This window comes from Isoptericola cucumis, from assembly GCF_014635665.1.
Lineage (GTDB): Bacteria > Actinomycetota > Actinomycetes > Actinomycetales > Cellulomonadaceae > Isoptericola > Isoptericola cucumis.
The window spans coordinates 21,457-41,400 of the sequence record NZ_BMDG01000010.1; the positions used below are offsets into that span (position 1 = coordinate 21,457).

General features: G+C 75.7%; 15 protein-coding genes and 1 riboswitch. Of the genes, 6 read left to right on the plus strand and 9 right to left on the minus strand.

What is annotated here, in order from left to right; translation table 11 throughout:
• Positions 1–147: 147 nt before the first annotated feature.
• From pulA to IEW03_RS14355, 3 genes are all read right to left on the minus strand, one after another.
• Entirely contained in the window at positions 148–3,033 is a 2,886-nt protein-coding gene (pulA, locus tag IEW03_RS14345) for a pullulanase-type alpha-1,6-glucosidase (RefSeq protein ID WP_188524389.1), read from the minus strand.
• Between the two features lie 100 nt (positions 3,034–3,133).
• On the minus strand, positions 3,134–6,721 hold the full coding sequence (locus tag IEW03_RS14350; RefSeq protein ID WP_188524390.1) for an ATP-binding cassette domain-containing protein: 3,588 nt from the start codon (positions 6,719–6,721) through the stop codon (positions 3,134–3,136).
• Between the two features lie 100 nt (positions 6,722–6,821).
• Positions 6,822–7,808 (minus strand): malate dehydrogenase, encoded by a 987-nt coding sequence (locus IEW03_RS14355; RefSeq protein ID WP_188524391.1) that lies wholly within the window; start codon positions 7,806–7,808, stop codon positions 6,822–6,824.
• Between the two features lie 253 nt (positions 7,809–8,061).
• Here IEW03_RS14355 and IEW03_RS14360 point away from each other — a divergent pair, with 253 nt between their 5' ends.
• The gene (locus tag IEW03_RS14360) at positions 8,062–9,093 is read left to right on the plus strand and encodes an MIP/aquaporin family protein (RefSeq protein ID WP_229738150.1); all 1,032 of its coding nucleotides are present in this window, start codon (positions 8,062–8,064) and stop codon (positions 9,091–9,093) included.
• Between the two features lie 91 nt (positions 9,094–9,184).
• Here the strand turns inward: IEW03_RS14360 and IEW03_RS20450 are convergent, their stop codons facing one another.
• Positions 9,185–9,550: a DUF3017 domain-containing protein gene (locus IEW03_RS20450; RefSeq protein ID WP_229738152.1), complete on the minus strand. Its 366-nt coding sequence runs from the start codon at positions 9,548–9,550 to the stop codon at positions 9,185–9,187.
• 24 nt (positions 9,551–9,574) lie between these two features.
• Between IEW03_RS20450 and IEW03_RS14370 the strand changes: the two genes are divergently transcribed.
• Positions 9,575–10,957 carry an NAD(P)/FAD-dependent oxidoreductase gene (locus IEW03_RS14370; RefSeq protein WP_229738154.1) on the plus strand — a complete coding sequence of 461 codons (1,383 nt, stop codon included), beginning with the start codon at positions 9,575–9,577 and terminating at the stop codon, positions 10,955–10,957.
• A gap of 37 nt (positions 10,958–10,994) precedes the next feature.
• On the opposite strand, the gene purH is transcribed toward IEW03_RS14370, so the two are convergent.
• Entirely contained in the window at positions 10,995–12,617 is a 1,623-nt protein-coding gene (gene purH, locus IEW03_RS14375; RefSeq protein ID WP_188524393.1) for a bifunctional phosphoribosylaminoimidazolecarboxamide formyltransferase/IMP cyclohydrolase, read from the minus strand.
• 32 nt (positions 12,618–12,649) lie between these two features.
• A riboswitch (ZMP/ZTP riboswitch) is annotated at positions 12,650–12,742 on the minus strand.
• A 90-nt stretch (positions 12,743–12,832) separates the two neighbouring features.
• On the opposite strand from purH, the gene IEW03_RS14380 reads away from it, so the two are divergent.
• Positions 12,833–13,207, plus strand: coding sequence for a nuclear transport factor 2 family protein (locus tag IEW03_RS14380; RefSeq protein WP_188524394.1), 375 nt, complete (start codon positions 12,833–12,835; stop codon positions 13,205–13,207).
• Between the two features lie 102 nt (positions 13,208–13,309).
• Here IEW03_RS14380 and IEW03_RS20580 read toward each other — a convergent pair whose 3' ends face one another.
• On the minus strand, positions 13,310–13,849 hold the full coding sequence (locus IEW03_RS20580; protein ID WP_268236095.1) for a TetR family transcriptional regulator: 540 nt from the start codon (positions 13,847–13,849) through the stop codon (positions 13,310–13,312).
• Between the two features lie 70 nt (positions 13,850–13,919).
• Between IEW03_RS20580 and IEW03_RS14390 the strand changes: the two genes are divergently transcribed.
• Complete coding sequence (locus IEW03_RS14390) at positions 13,920–14,936, plus strand: SDR family NAD(P)-dependent oxidoreductase (RefSeq protein ID WP_188524395.1); 1,017 nt, start codon at positions 13,920–13,922, stop codon at positions 14,934–14,936.
• A 55-nt stretch (positions 14,937–14,991) separates the two neighbouring features.
• Here the strand turns inward: IEW03_RS14390 and IEW03_RS14395 are convergent, their stop codons facing one another.
• Positions 14,992–16,263: an MFS transporter gene (locus IEW03_RS14395; RefSeq protein WP_188524396.1), complete on the minus strand. Its 1,272-nt coding sequence runs from the start codon at positions 16,261–16,263 to the stop codon at positions 14,992–14,994.
• Between the two features lie 81 nt (positions 16,264–16,344).
• Between IEW03_RS14395 and IEW03_RS20460 the strand changes: the two genes are divergently transcribed.
• On the plus strand, positions 16,345–17,019 hold the full coding sequence (locus tag IEW03_RS20460) for a winged helix-turn-helix domain-containing protein (protein ID WP_229738159.1): 675 nt from the start codon (positions 16,345–16,347) through the stop codon (positions 17,017–17,019).
• Positions 17,020–17,507: 488 nt separating this feature from the next.
• Positions 17,508–17,957, plus strand: coding sequence for a hypothetical protein (locus tag IEW03_RS14405; RefSeq protein WP_188524397.1), 450 nt, complete (start codon positions 17,508–17,510; stop codon positions 17,955–17,957).
• A gap of 36 nt (positions 17,958–17,993) precedes the next feature.
• Here IEW03_RS14405 and purN read toward each other — a convergent pair whose 3' ends face one another.
• A complete protein-coding gene (purN, locus tag IEW03_RS14410) occupies positions 17,994–18,650 on the minus strand; it encodes a phosphoribosylglycinamide formyltransferase (protein ID WP_188524398.1) in 657 nt (218 codons plus the stop codon).
• 9 nt (positions 18,651–18,659) lie between these two features.
• Entirely contained in the window at positions 18,660–19,892 is a 1,233-nt protein-coding gene (locus IEW03_RS14415) for a cell division protein PerM (RefSeq protein ID WP_188524399.1), read from the minus strand.
• Between the last annotated feature and the right edge of the window lie 52 nt (positions 19,893–19,944).

The window sequence follows — 19,944 nt, forward strand, 5'->3', positions numbered from 1 at the left end:
GGCACGCACGCGATCGGCATGATCGTGGCATCGCCCCGATGTGAGCCCTCACATCGGGGCGCGGGGTGCCCGGCGGTCGGCCGTCGCACGGGAGTCTCCCTTGCTTCGGGCCCCGAAGGCAACGTTCGGGGCCCGAAGCGTCGGGGGTCAGCGCTGGGGGTCGACCAGCACGGACACGGTGCGGCCCGGCACGGTGACCGTCCCGGAGCCCTCGTCCCACGACGTCGTGCGCACGACGTCGTCGCTCCCTCGCGCCTGCACGCGCGAGAGCCGGTAGTCGCGCCCGGCCAGCTCGGGCAGGTCCAGCGTCACCGGCTCGGGCGACGCATTGAGCACCGTGAGCACGCCGTCCAGCCGCCGGTCGACGTCGCGGCCGACCGTGTCGTCGACCGACATCGCCACGACGCCGGGCACGGCATCCGGCCCCGCCGCCGGGAACGAGACCTTCTGCTCGATCAGCCGGGCGCTGCCGAGGCGGAACAGGTCCGTCGACGACCGCAGCTGCAGCAGCTCGCGCGCCGCGCGGGACGCCGTCGCGATGTCCGACGGCGCGGGCTTGAGGTCCGGGTTCGCCAGCAGCGGTGCCATGTCCGGCCAGGCGTCCTCGTTGTCCGCCGCGGGAGGCAGTCCGCGGCCGAAGCCGTTGTCCTGCCCCGACCAGTCGATCGCGTTGAACCAGTCGCCCGAGTCGTAGGAGTTGCGGTCGAGCGACTTCGAACGCAGCAGGTCCGTGCCCGCGTGCCAGAACGACGGGGTCTGGGCGAGCGCCGTCGTCGCGAGCGACACGGTGTTCATCCGCACCCGGTCGTCCATCGACGTGTCCTGCGGCAGCTTGAGCGTCAGCAGGTCGAAGAGCGTCTCGTTGTCGTGCGCGTCGACGTACGTGACGACCTCCTCCGGCGAGTCCGCGTACCCCGCCGGCGCGCCGTTGTAGTCGAGGTCCGCGCCCCTCGTGACCTCACCGACGCCGTCGTCGGACGCCCGGAACGCGAAGTCCCGCAGGTTGCCGGCGAGGCCGAGCCGCACGAGGTCGCTCTGGTGGGCCAGGTCCGCGGCCTCGTCTCCGGAGCCGTCGTTGACGCTGCCCGGCTCCCCCTCGGTGGCCTCCCGCCCGTTCGGGTCGGTGAACAGGCCCGTGCCGAAGCCCTGCGTGAAGCGCGAGGCGGCGTCCACCGGCGACCCGCCGTGCACCGCGTCCCGCAGCCGGTCGCTGAAGGTACCGATGCCGGTCCCGCCGAGCTGCCCCTGCGTGGCCTGCGTGAACAGGGCGTTGTCCGCGACCTCGCCGAAGTTCCAGCCCTCGCCGTACAGGTAGACGGCGGACCCGTCGACGCCGTCCTCGCGGACGGTCAGGTCGTCGAGCGCCTCGCGCACGGCCAGCATGGTCGAGCGGCTGTGGTGGCCCATGAGGTCGAAGCGGAAGCCGTCCACCTTGTAGTCGCGGGCCCACGTGACCACCGAGTCGACCATCAGCTTCTCGGCCATCGCGTGCTCCGTGGCGACGTTCTGGCAGCACGTGCTGGTCTCGACCGCCCCCGTGGTGGGGTTCAGGCGCTGGTAGTAGCCCGGCACGACCCGGTCGAGCACGCTCGTCGCGTCCTGCCCGCTCGCGGCGGTGTGGTTGAACACCTGGTCGAGCACCACCTGCAGGCCCGCGTCGTGCAGCGAGCCCACCATCGTGCGGAACTCGGCCACGCGCGCGCCGCCGTCCGCGTCCGTGGCGTACGAGCCCTCGGGGACGCTGAAGTGGTACGGGTCGTAGCCCCAGTTGAAGCCGTCGCTCGCCGCGACGTCGGCCACCGCCGCCTGCTGCTCCTCGCCGTCGGGCGCGAACCCGGACAGGTCGCCCGCGGTCGCCTGGTCCGCGCGGTCCTCGGGGATCGTCGCGATGTCGAACGTGGGCAGCAGGTGCACGGTCGTCATGCCGGCGTCGGCGAGCCGACGCAGGTGCGTCATGCCGTCCGAGCGCTTCTCGCCGAACGCGAGGTACGTGCCGCGCTCCTCGGTCGGCACCGTCTCGTCCGAGATCGAGAAGTCGCGCACGTGCAGCTCGTAGATCGTCTGGTCCACGGCCCGCTCCACGACGGGCTGCCGCGCTTGCCGCCAGACCTTCGGCTGCCAGCGCTCGTCGTCGAGGTCGACGACGACGGAGTGCGTCGAGTCCAGCGTGAGCGCATGCGAGTACGGGTCGGTGACGACGTTGGTCTCGACCTTCCCGGTGCTCGGCACGTAGACCGTCACCGCGTACCGGTACCGCGCGCCGTCCCAGGCGAGCCGCTTCGCCGCCCGCTTGCCGTCGAGCGTCCAGGAGCCGTCACGCTGGCGCACGGTGTCGAAGCGCTCGGGGTCGTCACCCAGGCCACGGCCCGCGGGCCAGACCAGCAGGTCGACGTCCTGCGCCGTCGGCGCCCACAGCGCGAACGACGCCCACCTGCCGCTCGGGTGCCTCTGCGCGCCGAACGTACGCTGTGACGCCTGCTCGCTGTACAGGTCGTCGAGCACGCCCGGCACCTGCATCCCCGTCGCCGCGGTGACCCGGTCGCCAGAGGAACGGGTGACGAGGAGCTGACCCGTCAGGAGCTCCGCGACCTCAGCGCGGCCGAGGCGGTCACCGGCACGGGCCGTTCCTGCCGACCCCACGGGCGCGAGCGCCGTGTGGCCCGCGAGCGCCGGGAAGTCGTGCGCGACGTCGTCCGGCACGTCTCCGGCGGGCTCCAGGTCGTACGACGCGGCGCCGTCCGGCAGCTCGCCGCCGCCGGGCCCGCGCACCTGTCCGTCCCTGACGGCGAGGCCGCCCTCCGGCGTCGTCCACAGCGTCCAGTCGTCCCCCTTCCCGAGGTCACCCGGAACGAGGACGACGTCCTCACGCACCCAGTGCGCGGCCTGCTGCGCCGCGTCCACCGGGTCGCCGGGGTCCGCGGCCGACGTCAGTGCGCCGCCCAGACCGGTGGCTCCGGCCAGGAGGGCCGTCACGGCGGCCGTCAGCGCCGCGACACGGCGCCCCGGCGTGGGCGGACTGCTGCTTCGGGGCATGGAGGACTCCTTCGTCGTCCGGGCGCGGCGGTCGCGACCTCGGGCGACTGTACCCATTGCTGCAATCTTGCAGCAATGGGTACAGCGAGGTGTCGGGTCGTCAGCCCGCCAGGTGCCCCCACCGCGGCGCCAGGTCGCGCCACGGCGCGACGTCCGCGATCTCGCCGTCCACCAGCACGACCACCCGGTCCGCGCGGGCGAGCGCGGCCCGCTTGGAGGTCGAGCCGACCACCGTGGTCCCCCGCGCCCGCAACGACTCCCAGAGCTCGATCTCCGTGGCCGCGTCCAGGGCGCTGGAGACGTCGTCGGCCAGCAGCAGCTCGGTGTCCGTCGCGAGCGCACGGGCGAGCGCCAGCCGCTGCACCTGGCCGCCCGACAGGCGCACGCCCCGGTGCCCGACCAGCGAGTCCGGGCCGCCCGCCTCCGCCACGTCCTGCTCCAGACGGGCCGCCGCCACCGGCCCGCTCACCGCGCGGTCGTGGTCCAGCCGCACGTTGTCGGTGAACGTCCCGGACAGCACGCGGGGCACCTGTGCGACGTGGGCCACCTGCCCGGGGCGCAGGAACGTCTGGGCGTCGCCGACGTCCGTCCCGTTCCACCGGATCCGGCCCGTGTGCTCCATGAGGCCCGCGAGCGCCGACAGCAGGCTCGACTTGCCCGAGCCCACCTGGCCGAGCAGCAGCACCAGCTCCCCGCGCCCCACGGACAGGTCCACCCCGGAGACGCCGATCGTGCCGTCGTCGTGCACCGCGGTCATGCCGGCCAGGTCGAGGCGCTCCAGCGGGCGGTGCTCTCCGGGCTGCGGGTCCGGGGCGGCGCCGCTGAGCAGGTCCACGCCGGGCGGGAGGTCCATCAGGTCCGTCCCGGCCGCGTACCGGCTGGTCGCCTGCTGCCAGGTGCGCGTGCCCGGCGCCTCCGTCACGACCGCGCCCGCGACCACGCCGAACCAGCCGAAGCCGGTCACGGCGTTGGCGACGAGCAGCGCGGTCGCCAGCCCCCAGGTGTCCGTGAGGTAGCCGGCCCAGGCGGCGACGAGGCCGAGCTGGATCATGATCAGCGGCACCCCGTCGAGGGCGGCCTGCACCCGGTGCTCGAAGATCGCCGCCCGCACCCGGCCGGCGTCGACCCAGCGCAGGTGCGCGTGCACCTGCGGCGTGCGCGCGGCCAGCTTGACGGTGCGGGCGGAGTCGAGCGCCGAGACCAGGGCACGACCGAAACCGGCCCGCGCGATCGACGAACGCGTGGCCGAGCGTCCGGCGATCGGCCGGCCGATCGCCGACGCCGCGGCGGACACGACCATCACCGCGAGCAGCACCGCCCCCGCCAGCCACGAGCCGCTCAGCAGCGCGGTCGCGCCCGCGATCACGAGGCCGTTGGCGAAGTCCACCCAGCGGTCCGCGTACCGCACGAACCGGTCCGAGTCCATGGCGCGGGCCACGATCTCGCCGGGCGGGTCGGCCGTGAGCCGGTGCTGCCGCGTCTGGCCCGCCATGACCGCCATGCGCACGCGCAGCAGGACCTCGACCCACCAGCGCGGGTAGACGTACAGCGCGCGGGCGAGGCACAGGGGCGCGGCGAGCAGCAGCACGCTCAGCAGCACGAGCAGCAGCGTCGGGAAGCCGTCGGTCGGCAGCCCCTCGACCGCATGCCCCCACAGGAACCCGGTGATCGCGCCCTGCGCGGAGACCAGGCTCGTGACCAGGAACAGCACAGCACCCATCACGCCCCACGCCGGCCGCACGACCAGCGCGTGCAGCACCCCGCGGGCCAGGCTCGGGCCGTCCCCGGGATCGGCCAGCTCCGGCGCCTCGCCGCGCCGGCGCCGGCCGCCGACGGCATCACCGCCGGGCACCGCGGCAGCGACGTCGGCCCCCGCGGTGGCGACGTCGTCGAACGGTCCGGCCGGAGCGGCGTCCGCCGGGTCGACCGACGGCGCCCCGGACTCGCTGCTGCTCGCCTCCAGGAGGGCCCGGTACGGCCCCGGCTCGTGGGCCAGCCGCTCGCGCGGCCCCTGCTGCACCACGCGCCCGTGGTCGAGCACGGCGACGAGGTCGGCCCGCTCGATGGTCGTGAGCCGGTGGGCGACGAGCACGCCGGTACGCCCGGTGAGCAGCCGCTCGGACGCCGACACGACGCGGGCCTCCGTGAGCGGGTCCATGCGCGCGGTCGCCTCGTCGAGCACGACCACCTGCACGTCCCGGACCAGCAGCCGCGCGAACGCGACGAGCTGCTCCTCACCCGCCGAGAGCGTCGTGCCGCCCGGGCCGAGCAGCGTGTCCAGCCCGTCCGGGAGCCCGGCGACCCAGTCGTCGAGCCGGAGCTCGCGGACCGCCGCCTCGACGTCGGCCCGCGGCACGTCCGAGAAGAGCGCGATGTTCTCCGCGAGCGTGCCCGCGAGGACCTCCGTCCGCTGCGTCACGACGCCCACCGCCGCGCGCAGCTTCTGCAGGTCCATCCCGACGACGTCGCGTCCCCCGAGGAACACGGAACCGGGCTCGGGCTCCACGGCCCGCGACAGCAGCGACGCGAGCGTCGACTTGCCCGAGCCGGTACGGCCCACCAGAGCCACCGTCTCGCCCGCGGGCACCCGGAGGTTCACGCCCTGCAGGGCGAAGGTGCCCTCGGCGTACGAGAAGTGCAGGTCGCGCAGCTCGATGCCGACGGGGCCCTCCGGCAGGTCGTCGCCGCCGGTCGGCTCCGGCTCCACGGACAGCATCTGCCGGATGCGGGTGATGGCCCCGAGGCCCTCCTGGATGTCCGGGAGGTGGTGGACGAGGTTGTCCACCTGCCCCACGAACATGGCGGTGACGAGGAAGAGGGTGACGAGGTCCTGGACCCGCATCCCGCCGCCCGAGGCGATCGCGGCGCCCGCGACGGCGACGGCCGCGAGCAGCGCGGCCAGCACCAGCCCTGCCCGGCGCAGCATCCGCGACTCCACGCGCACCACGTCGGCGAACTTGCGGTGCACCTGGGACGAGCGCTGGGCCAGGCGGCGGATCGCGAACGGCTGCCCCAGGCTGGTGCGCAGGTCGTTGCGGGCCGCGACGGCCTCCTCGAAGGCCGCGGCGTGGTCGGTCCAGGCGGCCTCCTCGATCACCTTGCGCCGAGAGATCTCGCCCAGCATCGGGCGCACGAGCAGCCACGCGAGCGCACCGAGCACCGGGAACAGGACCCACGCCGGCCACCACGTCACGCCCGCCACGACCCACATCGGTACGACGCCCACGACCGTGCGCCCGGCGCCCCACAGCTGCCGGCGCACGAGCGTGCCCACGGCGTGCGTGTCGTCGTCGACGCGGTCCAGCACCTCGCCCACGGCCTGCTCCGTGAGGGTCTCCAGCGGCTGGTGCAGCGCCGCCGTGAGCAGGTCGCCGCGCAGCTTCCCCTCGGCGCGGTCGACGACGCCCGCCCACACGACCTGCCCGGCGGTGTCGAACAGGGCCGCGCCCACGACGCAGATCCCCAGGAGCGCGAGCAGCGCGCCGGTCGGGTCCTCGGCGAGGCGTCCCGCGACGACCGTGCCGAGTGCGGTCCCGACGGCGCCGAGCGTCAGCGCGAGCAGCGCGACGACAGCCACCGGCCCGCGCAGACGTCGCCAGTCCAGCCGGCGGGACGGGTCGGTGGGGCGGTCGGCGGTTGCCGCCGACGTCAGGTGTTCCGGGCGCGTGCCGGCGGGGGCTTCGATCATGGCCTGACGACCCTATGCGGCGCGTCCGACAGCGGGCACGCTTTTTCACGGCGTCGCGACGGCGGCGGACCCGGGCGGCGGCCCGCCGCCCGGGTCGGCGTCAGATCAGGCCGAGCGCGCGCACGGCCTCCCGCTCTTCGACCAGCTCCGCGACGCTGGCGTCGATGCGTGCCCGGGAGAAGTCGTCGACCTCGAGCCCGTCGACCACGTCCCACGCCCCGCCCGACGACGTCACCGGGAACGACGACACCAGCCCCTCCGGGACGCCGTAGGCGCCCGTCGACCACAGGCCGGCGCTGGTCCAGTCGCCCTCCGGCGTGCCCAGCACCCAGTCGCGCACGTGGTCGATGGCCGCGTTCGCCGCCGACGCCGCCGACGACGCCCCGCGCGCGTCGATGATCGCCGCACCGCGCTTGGCCACCGTCGGGACGAAGTCCTCCGTGAGCCAGGCCCGGTCGACCGCCAGCGCGGCCCCCGGGCGGCCGCCCACCTCGGCGTGGAACAGGTCCGGGTACTGGGAGGCGGAGTGGTTGCCCCAGATCGTCAGCCGCTTGACCTGCGACACCGGCACCCCCGCGCGGGCCGCGGCCTGCGACAGCGCCCGGTTGTGGTCGAGCCGCGTCATCGCCGTGAAGCGGTCCTTGCCGACGTCCGGGGCGTGCGAGGCGGCGATGAGGGCGTTCGTGTTCGCGGGGTTCCCGACGACGAGCACCCGCACGTCGTCGGCGGCGTGGTCGTTGATGGCCCGGCCCTGCGGGCCGAAGATCCCGCCGTTGGCCTCCAGCAGGTCCGCACGCTCCATGCCCGGCCCGCGCGGCCGGGCACCCACGAGCAGCGCGACGTTGGTGCCCTCGAACCCGCGCGCCGGGTCGTCGTGGATGTCCACGCCGTCCAGCAGCGGGAAGGCGCAGTCGTCGAGCTCCATCGCGGTGCCCTCCGCGGCCTTGACGGCCTGCGGGATCTCGAGCAGTCGCAGCCGCACGGGGGTGTCAGGGCCGAGCATCGCGCCCGACGCGATCCGGAAGAGCAGCGCGTACCCGATCTGGCCCGCAGCTCCGGTGACCGTGACGTTCACTGGTGTCGTCATGCCCCCTACTGTGGCCTACCCGCCCGCCCGGGTCGAGCCGTCCCGGCCACCCGGACGTGCGCCACGCGCACGCAACCCCCGGCGAGGCCCGGCGCCGCGCGATACGGTGCGACCAGGGACAACGCCCGTCGAGGCTCCCAGGAACCGTTCAGAGCCCGGTGGCAGCATGCCCGCGCGGCCCCAGGGTCGCCGACAGTACGGCCCCGAGAGGGGCACACCGAGACGCCCGTCTCCCGAGCAGAGAAGGACCCTCATGTCCCAGGACCTCGCCGCATCCCGCGGCACGCCTGCGGTCGCCGTCGAGGAGACGCCGACCGTCGAGCACGGACTGTTCCCCCGGCTCGCCGCCGAAGCCTTCGGCACCTTCGTACTGGTGCTCGGCATCGTCGGAACCGCCACCTTCAACGCCGTCAACGGCGGCCAGATCCTCCCGGTCGCCCTCGCCGGCGGCATCCTCGTCATGGGGGCCATCGCCGCCGTCGGCGGCGTCTCCGGCGGCCACTTCAACCCGGCCGTGACGTTCGGGATGGCGCTCGCGGGCCGCACCCCGTGGCGCGACCTCGTGCCGTACTGGCTCTCCCAGATCGTCGGCGGCACCGCCGCGGCGGCCGTGATGTTCTCGATCATCCCGGAGTCGTTCCTGCCCCTGACCGGCTCGCAGACCAAGGCCGAGCTGTTCCAGGGCACCGCCAACGGCTTCGGCTCGCACTCCCCGCTCGCGGGCCTCACGGCCCAGGCGGCGCAGCAGGGTGGCTCCCCCGCCGAGTTCACGATGTGGGCGGCGCTCCTCGTCGAGGTGATCGTCACGGCGATCTTCGTCGGCGTCATCCTGGGCGTGACCAGCAAGCGGTCCGCCGTGACCTACGCGCCCGTCGTCATCGGCCTCACGCTCGGCGCGATGCTCATCGTCGCCTGGCCGGTCACGAACGCGTCGCTCAACCCGGCCCGCTCGTTCGCGTCCGCCGTCTTCGGCGGCGGCTGGACGTGGGGCCAGCTGTGGCTGTTCGTCGTGGCCCCGCTGCTGGGCGGCGCGCTCGCCGCGCTGTTCTACCGGGCGTTCGCGCCCGTCCCCGCCGTCGAACAGGTCGCCGTCGGCTCGGCCGCCGGTGACACGCTCGGCGACCGCTACCCCGAGCACGACGTCGTCGACGACGGCGCCGTGGCGGCCGACGAGCCGGCCGCCGGCACCACGTCGGCCGACGAGGCCGGCGCCGACAAGGCCGGCGACGACCGTGGCGACGAGGACGCGCCGGGCCGCACCGAGGGCGAGAGCCCCAAGGCCTGACCTGGTCGTGACCCACGAAGGGGCCGGTCCCGCACGGGACCGGCCCCTTCGTCGTGCGTGCGCGTCGTGCGTGCGCCTCGGCCGGCTCCGGTCAGCCGACGCCGGGGGCGGTCAGCGCCAGCACGCCGATCACGACGGCCGCGCCCCAGCAGGTGAGGACGTCGAAGCCGCGGCTGCGGACCACGAGCCCGGCCGGGCCCGACGCCGCCGTCGCGCGCCACGTGCCGGCCACGGCGAGGGTGAGCGCGATGACGAGCGTGCCCAGCCGCGCCCCCACGAGCAGCCCGAGCGCCACGGACAGCAGCACGCCGCACAGCATGGTGACGATGGCCCGCTCCGGGCCGGGCGACCGGCGCGCGCTCCCCGGGTCGGCCGCGGCCGCGCCGTCGACCGAGTGCCACACGGGCGTGGGGCGGGGCCGACCACCGGCCGGGTCGGGCTGCGCTCGGGGATCCACGGCAGCCGAGCCTACCCTCGGAGAGTGAACGTCAGGACCGACCGCATCCCCGGCGACCCCGCGACCGCCCCCACGACCTCCCCGGGAGCCGACGCCGCACCGCGCCCGGCGCCCGGGCCCGAGGACGCTCACCCGCGCTCCGTGGTGGTGGTCGGGGCAGGCCTCGCCGGCGCCCAGACCGTCGCGGCGCTGCGCGCGCACGGCTTCGCCGGCCACGTCACGCTCCTCGGCGCGGAGGGCGTGCCGCCCTACGACCGGCCGCCGCTGTCCAAGGAGCTGCTGACGCGGCCCGCACCCGTGTGGCTCCGCGACGACATCGGGGTCGACGTCGAGAAGCTCGCCGACGACGTCCGCCTCGCGGATCCGGCGACCCACCTCGCCTCCCCCGGCTCCCCCGGCCCCGGTGCGAGCCACGGCCCCGTCGCGGTGACCACCGCCTCCGGCGCGCGGCTGGAGACGGACGCGGTCGTCGTCGCCGCCGGTTCCGAGCCGGTGCGGCCCGCCGGCTGGGAGTCGGCGGCCGTGCTGCACACGGTCGACGACGCGGAGCGGCTCCGCGGCGCCCTCCGGGAGCGGCCGGGGCTGCGGCTGGTCGTCGTCGGCGCGGGCTGGATCGGCGCGGAGCTCGCCGGCGTGGCCGCCGGCGCGGGGGCCGACGTCACCGTCGTGGAGGCCGCGGCGAGCCCGTTGACCCGTCAGCTCGGTGCCGAGGTCGGCGCGCACCTCGCCCCGTGGTACGCCGCCGCCGGGGTGCGGCTGCTCACGGGCGTCCCGGTGGCCGGGGTCCGGTCGGACGGCGTGGCGCTCGCGTCCGGCCAGGACCTGCCCGCCGACCTCGTGCTCGCCGCCGTCGGCGCCCGGCCCGCGACGCGGTGGCTGGCGGGGTCGCTCCCGCTGGACGCCCGTGGGTCGATCCTCGTCGACGGGCACGGCGCCGTCCCCGGGCACCCTGGCGTGTGGGCGCTGGGCGACGTCGCGTCGCGGGCGCACCCGGTGTTCGGCACCGTGCCGGGCGGGCACTGGTCCGCCGCGCTGCACGACCCCGACACGACCGTGCGGGCCATGCTGGGCGTCGAGCCGGCACCGGCCCACGCCCCGTACGTCTTCTCCCAGCAGCTGGGGCACGACCTGGCACTCCTCGGCGTCCCGGCCGACGACGGCGCGGCGCACAGCCCCGTCGTCTGGCGCGGCCGCCCCGGCGACGGGCCGTGGGCCGCGTTCTACCTCGACGACGGCGCGGGCGTCCCGGCCGACGGCGTCGCGACGGTCCGCGCGGTCCTGCTCGTCGACTCCCCTCGCGACGTCGGCGGGGTGCGGCGGCTGATGAACCGGGTCGAGCCCCTGCGGCTCGACCTCGCCCGCGCCGCCGACCCAGCCGTCCGGATCAAGGACGCCGTCGCCGGCTGACCCGGCAGCGGGCGGAGCCGGCAGTAGTCGCCGCCGGTCAGTGGGCGAAGTGCCGCGTCCCCGTGAAGTACATGGTGACGCCCGCAGCCTGCGCGGCCTCGACCACCTCGGCGTCGCGGATGGACCCGCCCGGCTGCACGACGGCGCGCACGCCGGCGCCCGTCAGCACCTGCAGGCCGTCGGCGAAGGGGAAGAACGCGTCCGACGCCGCGACCGCGCCGCGCGCCCGCTCCGCGCCGTCGGCCAGCGTGTTCGCCCGCTCCACCGACAGGCGGCACGAGTCGACGCGGTTGACCTGGCCCATGCCGATGCCGACGGCGGCGCCGTCCGCCGCGAGCAGGATCGCGTTGGACTTCGCCGCGCGCACGGCCTTCCACGCGAAGGCGAGGTCGGCGAGCGTCGCGTCGTCGGCGGCGTCGCCGGCCGCGAGGGTCCATGACGCGGGGTCGTCACCCTCGGCCTGGTAGCGGTCGGCCTCCTGCACGAGCATCCCGCCGGAGATGGGCCGCGTCTCGGTGGGCGCGACGGGCGGGTTGTCGACGACGAGCAGGCGCACGTTCTTCTTCTTCTGCAGGATCTCCAGCGCCTCGGGCTCGAAGCCCGGCGCCACGACGACCTCGGTGAAGATCGGCGCGATGCTCTCCGCCGCCGCCTTGGTGATCACGCGGTTGGCCGCGATGACGCCGCCGTACGCGGAGACCGGGTCGGTGGCGTGCGCGCGGGCGTGCGCCTGCGCGATGTCCTCGCCGACGGCGATGCCGCACGGGTTGGCGTGCTTGATGACGGCGACGGCGGGCTCGGCGTGGTCGTGCGCGGCGCGCCAGGCGGCGTCGGCGTCGACGTAGTTGTTGTAGCTCATCGCCTTGCCGTGCAGCTGCGTGGCCTGCGCGAGGCCGGTCGCGCCGTCCGTCCGCGTGTAGAGCGCGGCCTTCTGGTGCGGGTTCTCGCCGTACCGCAGCACCTCGGAGCGCTCGAACGCGGCGCCCGTGACGTCCGGCATCCCGGACTCCTGCGCGCCGGCGTCGGGCGCGTAGACGCTCGCGAACCAGGACGAGACGGCGACGTCGTACTCGGCCGTGTGCGCGAACGCCGCCGCGGCGAGCCGCTTGCGCTCGGCGAACGTGAACCCGTCCGCGCGGACGGCCGCCACGACGTCGTCGTAGCCCGCGGGGTCGACGACGACCGCGACGCTCGGGTGGTTCTTCGCCGCCGCGCGGACCATCGACGGCCCACCGATGTCGATCTGCTCGACGACCTCGTCGGGACCGGCGCCCGACGCCACCGTGGCCGCGAACGGGTACAGGTTCACCACGACCAGCTCGAACGTCTCGATCTCCAGGTCGGCGAGCTGGGCGAGGTGGTCGGCCTTGCGGGTGTCGGCCAGGATGCCGGCGTGCACGCGCGGGTGCAGCGTCTTGACCCGGCCCTCGAGGCACTCGGGGAAGCCGGTGAGCTCCTCCACGCGGGTGACGGGGACGCCGGCCTCGGCGATGCGGGCGGCCGTGGAGCCGGTGGACACGAGCTCGACGCCCGTCGCGTGCAGGGCGGTGGCGAGCTCGGTCAGGCCGGTCTTGTCGTAGACGCTGAGCAGCGCGCGCCGCACGGGGCGGCGCGAGTCGTCGGCGAGCTGGGCATCGGGGGCGGTGGGGGCGCCGGACATGAGGTCTCCTCGAAGAGTCGGTCTCTCGAAGACCCTGGCACCCAGGCGGGCGGCGCGCATCGCGGGTCGAACGGGGCCGGCTGCTCCCCGGTGGTGCCCCACCCTCGCCAGTCACAGCCGTGCACACCCTACCGTCCGCCCGGCCGGGTGACCCCCGCCCCCTGGCACGACGACCCGCCGCGGCCGTGTCGGCCCCCGGCCCTAGGATGCCCGTCATGCACCCCCGACACGACACCGTCGCCGGCCTCTGGCGCGCCGCCGAGGACCGCGACTGGAGCACCTACGCCGACTTCTTCGCCCCCGACGTCGTCTGCGACATGCGGCAGACGCGCGAACGGGTGCGCGGCCGGGAGGACTGGGTCCGGTTCAACAGCGAGTACCCGGGCGACTGGCACGTGACCGTGCAGCGGGTCGTGGCGGACGACGACGGCGCGGTGTCCTGGGTCGAGGTGCGCATCGGCGAGCACGTCGAGACGGGGGTGTCGTTCTTCCGGTTCGACGACCACGGCCGGGTCTCGTCGATCGTCGACTTCTGGCCGGAGCCCTACGAGCCGCCGGCCGGGCGCGAGCACCTCGTCGAGAGGTACTGACCCGCCCTGGTCGGGCCCGATACCGGCCCGTCGTCAGGCCCGACCGTGGCCGGCCAAGCGGTCAGGCCAAGCGGTCAGGCCAAGCGGGTCAGGCCAAGCGGGTCAGGCCTCGAAGCCGAGCAGCCGCCACGCGCGTGCTGCGACGGCGGGCCGCTCGGCCGCGGGGCGGCGGGTGAGGGCGCCCGCGACGAGCTCGACACCCAGCATGAGGTCGGCCGCGGTGGTGGACGGCGGGACCTGACCGGCCGCGCGCGCCTCCTCGAGATGCACGGCGAGGACGGTCGCGACCCGGTCGCGCAGCTCCAGCATGCGTCCGGGACGGTCGTCGACGAGGAGGTCGACGACGCCGACCGACTCGACGGCGTGCCGCGTGACGAGCCGGAGGATGTCGGGCAGCCCTGCCCCGTCGGCCGAGGCGCGCTCGAGCTCGGCCACGTTCTCCTCGACCACGGCCGCGACGAGCGCGAGCCGGTCGGGGAAGTGCCGGTAGAGGCTGCCCTGGCCGACCCCGGCCCGCCGGGCGACCGCGCTGAGGGGCGCCACGGTGCCGGCCTCGGCGAAGACCTCGTGCGCGGCCGCGAGCAGGGCCGCCCGGTTGCGCGGGCCGGCCGACGGTCCGGGGTTGCGGCGGGAGGGGGGCACCGGAATAGGCTACAACCGGACACCGTTGTCCGGTATAGCCCGCGAGGGACCACCCAGCAAGGAGAGCACCATGGCCCTGTCCGCATCCTCGACCGTCGGCGAGTGGCTCGACCACCCCGTCGGCGGCCGCATCCTCGCCACCCTCCTCGAGCAGGCCGGGGCGTCCGCCGAGTCGCTGGCACCCGCCCGGTCGCTCCCGCTCGAGCAGCTCGTCACGCTGTCGGACGGCAAGGTCCCCGCCGAGCTGGTGGACGGCCTCGTCGCCGCGTACCGTGCCGAGGTCCCCGAGGGCTCCGAGGACGACGCCGCCCCGGCGGCCGGCCCCGCCCGGTGGACGGAGCAGATCACCCCGGGGCGCTTCACGGGGCAGACGGTGATCGTCACCGGGGCGGCGTCGGGCATCGGCCGCGCCGTCGCGTCCCGCGTGGCGCGCGAGGGCGGCCGCGTCGTCGCCGTCGACCTGGCGAAGGAGAAGCTCGACGAGCTGGCCGCGTCCCTCCCGGACGCCGAGGTCGTCGCCGTCGCGGGCGACATCACCTCCGAGCAGTCCGTCGCCGAGATCGTGGCCGCCGCGGGCGCCCGTGTCGACGCCCTGGCGAACGTCGCCGGGATCATGGACGACATGAGCGCGGTGCACGAGGTGACCGACGCCACCTGGGAGCGCGTGCTGCGCGTGAACGTCGACGGCACCATGCGCCTGATGCGTGCCGTCGTGCCCGGGATGCTCGCGGCGAAGGACGGGCGCATCGTCAACATCGCCTCCGAGGCCGGCCTGCGCGGCTCCGCCGCCGGCGCGGCCTACACGGCGTCCAAGCACGCGGTGATCGGCCTGACGAAGTCGTCGGCGGTCATGTACTCCGGCACGGGCGTCTCCGTGAACGCCGTCGCGCCGGGCGGCGTCGCGACCGGCATCCAGCCGGGCCAGGCCGAGTACGGCGCGCCGCGCCTGGGCCGGTACATGGGCAACCTCCCCGGCGTCGCCCTGGCCGAGCACCTGGCGGCCTCGATCACGTTCCTGCTGTCCCGGGACGCGGTGAACCTCAACGGCGCGATCCTCGCCTCGGACGGCGGCTGGTCCGCCGTCTGACCCGGAGCCGCCGGGCCCGGCGCACGGCCTCCGGGCCGCCGGGCCCGGCGGCGCGCTACCCCGGCATCGACAAAGCGTCGTCGGCCCAGGTGTCCGGGGTGCCGACCCGCCAGAGCGACCGCACGAGGCACAGCGCGCCGACCGTCACGGCCAGCAGGCCGACCAGCGACCCGAGCACGACGCCGATGCCGCCCGCGTCGAGCACGCTGCCCCCGACCAGCGGCGCGAGGGGCGCGGCCGCGACCCCGCTGAGGCCGAGCACCGACGCCAGCCGCCCCTGCATCTGCGCCGGCGTGATCGCCGCGACGTAGCCCGCCATGGCGGAGTTCACGGCCGGGACCAGCAGCACCCCGACACCGATGAGGACGACGTAGGCCGTGTAGGTCTGCAGGGCCGCCATCGCCGCGAACGCGGCGACGAGCAGCCCGAGCGCCAGCACGGTCACCGCCCCGAGCCGCAGCCGCCGCACCAGGGGCGGCGCCAGGACCGCGCCGACGAGCATCGACGCCGCGGCGACCATGTCGAAGACGCCGATGAGCACCGGGGCGGTGCCGTTGCCCGCGAGCTCGAGGTTGATGCCGATCATCATGCCGCCCAGCGCCACGTTGACCACGACGAAGAGCCCGAGGCACGCGCGGAACAACGGCGTCGACCAGGCGTAGCGCAGGCCGGCGCGCAGGGCGTCGAGCGGGCGGTCGGCCCGCGCCGCGGTGACGTCGTCGTTCAGCGGGACGCGCACGAAGAACGTGCAGACGGCCGCGGCGGCCTGGCCGACGACGGCGCCCAGCACGGGCACCACGTGCCCGACGCCGTACAGCAGGCCGCCGAGCGGCCCGCCGAGCATGCCCGCGACCGCGTCCCGGCCCTGCACGGTGGCGTACGCCGTCGGGAGCTGCGGCGTGGGGACGACGGCGCGGAACGCGCCGCTGATGGCCGGGTCGCTGAACGCCGCGGCCGCCGACGCCCCGAGCAGGACGACGGCGAGGTGCCACGCCGAGAGCGACCCGAGCCAGCCGGCCACCACGACGGTCGCCCACAGCGCCGCGGCGACCCCGGCCGCCACGACGACCAGCCGACGGCGGTCGGCCCGGTCCGCGACCACCCCCGCCGGCAGCGTCGCGACGAGAGCGCCGGCCTGCCCGACGGCGGCGACGACGCCGGCCGCCGTGGCCGACCCGGTGAGCTCCAGCGCGAGCAGCGGGACGGCGAAACGCGCGACCCCGACCCCGAGCGACTGCCCGGTCAGCCCCGACATGAGCAGCACGTACGGCCGGTTGCGGCGCAGCGGCGCGAGGGCCACGGGCGCCTCGGCGATGGATTCGGTCATGGGGCGAACGTAGACCCGCACCATCTATTGCGCAATAGTCATTGCGCATCTTTCGTTGCGCGTGCTTGTTACCCTCGTGGCGTGGCTGAGTCGACGACACCGGCGCGCACCGCGTCCCGACCCGCGTCCGACACGATGGTCGTCCGCGACCCCGAGGCGCTGCGGGCGATCGCGCACCCGGTCCGGCAGTCGATCCTCGTGCAGCTCGCCGCCATGGGACACGCCCGCGCGGCCGACCTCGCGAAGGCCATCGACCAGCCGGCGAACTCCGTGAGCTTCCACCTGCGGGTCCTCGCCAAGGCCGGGATGATCGCGGAGGCCCCCGAGCGCGCGCGCGACAAGCGCGACCGCGTCTGGACCAACGTCGCGAAGAGCTACAGCGTGAAGCCGACCGGCGACGAGGCCGCCGACCTCATCCTGCGCCCGACCCTCGCCTGGCTCTCGGACGTGTTCGCCCACGACAGCTGCGATGACGAGGCCACCGACGACAGGAGCGACGAGACCCGCGACCAGGCCGACGACGGTGCCGCCGGCGACGGACCACGGGACCCGGGCCGCACCTTCATGCTCAGCACGATCCTGCTGGCCCCCGACGAGGCGGCCGAGCTGGTGCGCGAGCTCGGCGAGCTCCTGAACCGCTGGGGCGAACGGAGCCTCGCCGCCGCCCGCGACGACTCCGCCGCCCCGCGCGAGCTGTACCAGGTGCTCGCCGCCGCGGCCCCGCGCGACGACCCCGCCGGCAACGCCGGGGCCTGACGGTGGCGGACGGTTCGCCGGGCTGTCCCGGAGGGCTGTCCCGGCGGGCTAAAATGCCGCGATGACCAGGGAGAACGCACGCCGGCGCCCGGCGATCGTGGCCATCGCCGTCGCCGCAGTCCTCGTGGCCGGCACCGTCGTCGCGTACCGCTGGTACGCGTCCCCCGAGCAGGCCCTGCAACGCCACCTGGGCGAGGTCGGGTCCCTGCCCGGCGTCGCCGGGGCGTCCGCGGAGGGCGACACCCGGTCCCCGCAGCTGCGCGTCATGCTCGAGGACGGCGTGACCGCCGACCAGGTCGCCCAGGTGAGCGCCTTCGCCCGGGACGCCGCCTACCGCTCGATGTCCGCCACGCTCGGCACGGCCACGCTGGACCCCCTCCACGGCTGGCCGGACGAGGAGTCGATCGACAACCTGCTGTACGCGGCCGGCCTGGACCTGCCCGCGGCCACACCGGGCACGCGCGTGACCGACAGCCGCCAGATCGAGCTTGCACTACCCGGCGGACGGCGACGCCCTGGGGGCCGCGACCGAGGCCGCGACGTTCCTGGCAGGGCTGCCGGACGATGCCCCGCCGGCGGTCACGAGCTTCGAGGTGCGCCCGGACCGGCTCTCCCACCACCGGATCAGCCTGGCGCGCGACCTGGTCCACCAGGCGCCCGAGATCGCGCACGGCGTCCTGACCGCCGTCGAGCCGTTGCGGGAGGACCTCGTCTCGCTGCGGCTCGGCCCGGACGACGTGCTCCTCGAGCTCGGGCCCGCCCACGAGCCGTCCGACGACGAGGTGCTCGCCTACCGCGCACAGGTGCGCGACGCCGTGGCCGCGCTCCCCGACCACGTCGACCTGCCCGCCGACTACCGGGTCCGGGCCGCGGTCACGTTCGCCGAGCAGGTGGCCGACGACTCCTTCGAGGCCTACCCCGGCACGCCGGCCTCCTGACCCGCCCCCACCCAGCCAGTCCGAGCCCGTCCGGGCTCAGCCGAGGACGGCGCGGCGGCCGTCGACCCGCAGGCCCTCGCGGGCGACGCGCCCCACGGTCTCGACCAGCAGCGCACGCTCGGCGACCTTGATGCGCTCGTGCAGGCTCGCCTCGTCGTCGCCGTCGGCCACGGGCACCGCCACCTGCGCGATGATCGGCCCGGTGTCGACGCCGGCGTCGACGACGTGCACCGTGCAGCCCGTCACCCGCACGCCGTACGCGAGGGCGTCCCGCACCCCGTGCGCCCCCGGGAACGCCGGGAGCAGCGCGGGGTGGGTGTTGAGGATCCGGCCGTCGAAACGCTCCACGAACGAGGGCGCCAGGATGCGCATGAACCCCGCGAGGACCACGTAGTCGGGGCGGAACACGGCCACGGCCTCGGCCACCCCCACGTTCCACGCCGCCCGGTCGTCGAAGTCGGCGGGCGCGACGACCACCGACGCGACCCCGGCGTCGCGCGCGAGGTCCAGGGCGCCGGCACCCGGCTTGTCCGACACGACGCCCACGACCCGTGCGCCGTAGCCCCCGTCGTCGTGGGCGGCGAGCAGCGCCGCCAGGTTCGACCCCCCGCCGGAGGCGAGCACGACGATCCGCGCCTGGGCGGTCGCCTGCGCGGACGTGGACACGACGGGGTGGCCGGAGGGGGTCTGCACCCGCTCACCCTACCGGCGTCGGACCCGGTCCCCGAGGCCGAGGTGGGCCCACGCGAGGGCCGCCGCGGCACCCGCGCCGACCTCGCCGGCGACGACCCCGGCCACCACCAGCGGAGCCGCGCCGACCTCCGACAGGCGGCCCGCCCCCACGGCACCTCCGGCCCACCACTGCAGGAGTCCCGTCACGACGGCGGCGACCAGGACCAGGCCGGCCAGCACCCAGGCGAGGTCGGCCCAGCGCACGCGGTCCGGGTCGAGCCGGCGCCACGCGAACACGCCGGCGACGACGCCGCACCCGACCACCAGCAGCGGGCCCCACACGACGGCGCCGGAGCCCGCCCAGTCCGGGCCCGGGAGCGCACCGAGCAGGGGCACGGCAGGCAGCGGGCCGGCTACGGTCCCGCTCGCGGCGAACGCCGTGCCCTGGCCCACGGCGAAGCCGGGGCCGGCCAGCCACGCCGTCGCCCAGAGGACGAGGTTGGGCAGCAGCGCGACCTGCGCGACGGCGAGCACGACGCCGCCCACCCAGCCCGGGGCGAGCGCGCCCACGATGTCCTCCGACGTCGCACGGCCGGCGACCACCCACACCACGGTGAGCAGACCGCCCGCGGCCACGAGCAGCGCGAGCGCGACGGCGGCGGCCTGCATGCCGAGGCGCATCACGTCGGGCACCCACCGGTCGAGGCGGCCGCCGGGGGCGACGACGGCGGGGCGGTCCGGCGGGACGAGGATGCCGAGCGCGGCGCCGAGACCGCCCACGACCGCGCCCCCGAGCGCGCCGAGCAGCACCCGGCCCACGCCGAGCGCCCCGAGCCCGGTGACGGCCGTGAGGACCGCGGTGACGACGGCGTACCCGACGGTCGCCCCCACCCAGGCAGCGAGCGTCGGCAGGGCGGACCGCTTCACGGAGACGTAGGCGGTGAAGGTCGCGAGCGCGCCGATGCCGATCGGCACCAGCGTGATCGTCGCCGCGCCGGCGGCCAGGGGGATCCCGTGACCGAGCAGCCAGATCCCGGTCGCCACCCCGAAGGCCGACGTCCACGCACCTTCCGCCCCCTGAGCGACCCCCAGGACGCCGACCACGGCGAGCAGCACGACGACGGCGTACGACAGCACCACGCCCTGCAGGACCGCCCAGACGCCCGAGGTCGCCGCCGCGAACCGCTCACCGCGGCCGAGCAGCCGACCGGTCCTGGCGTCCTCGACGGTGCGGGCGGTACGGGCCCCGGTTGTCGCGCTCACGCGCCCATCGTCCCCCGGCGGCCGGGCAGATCGGCGCAGACACACAGCGCGC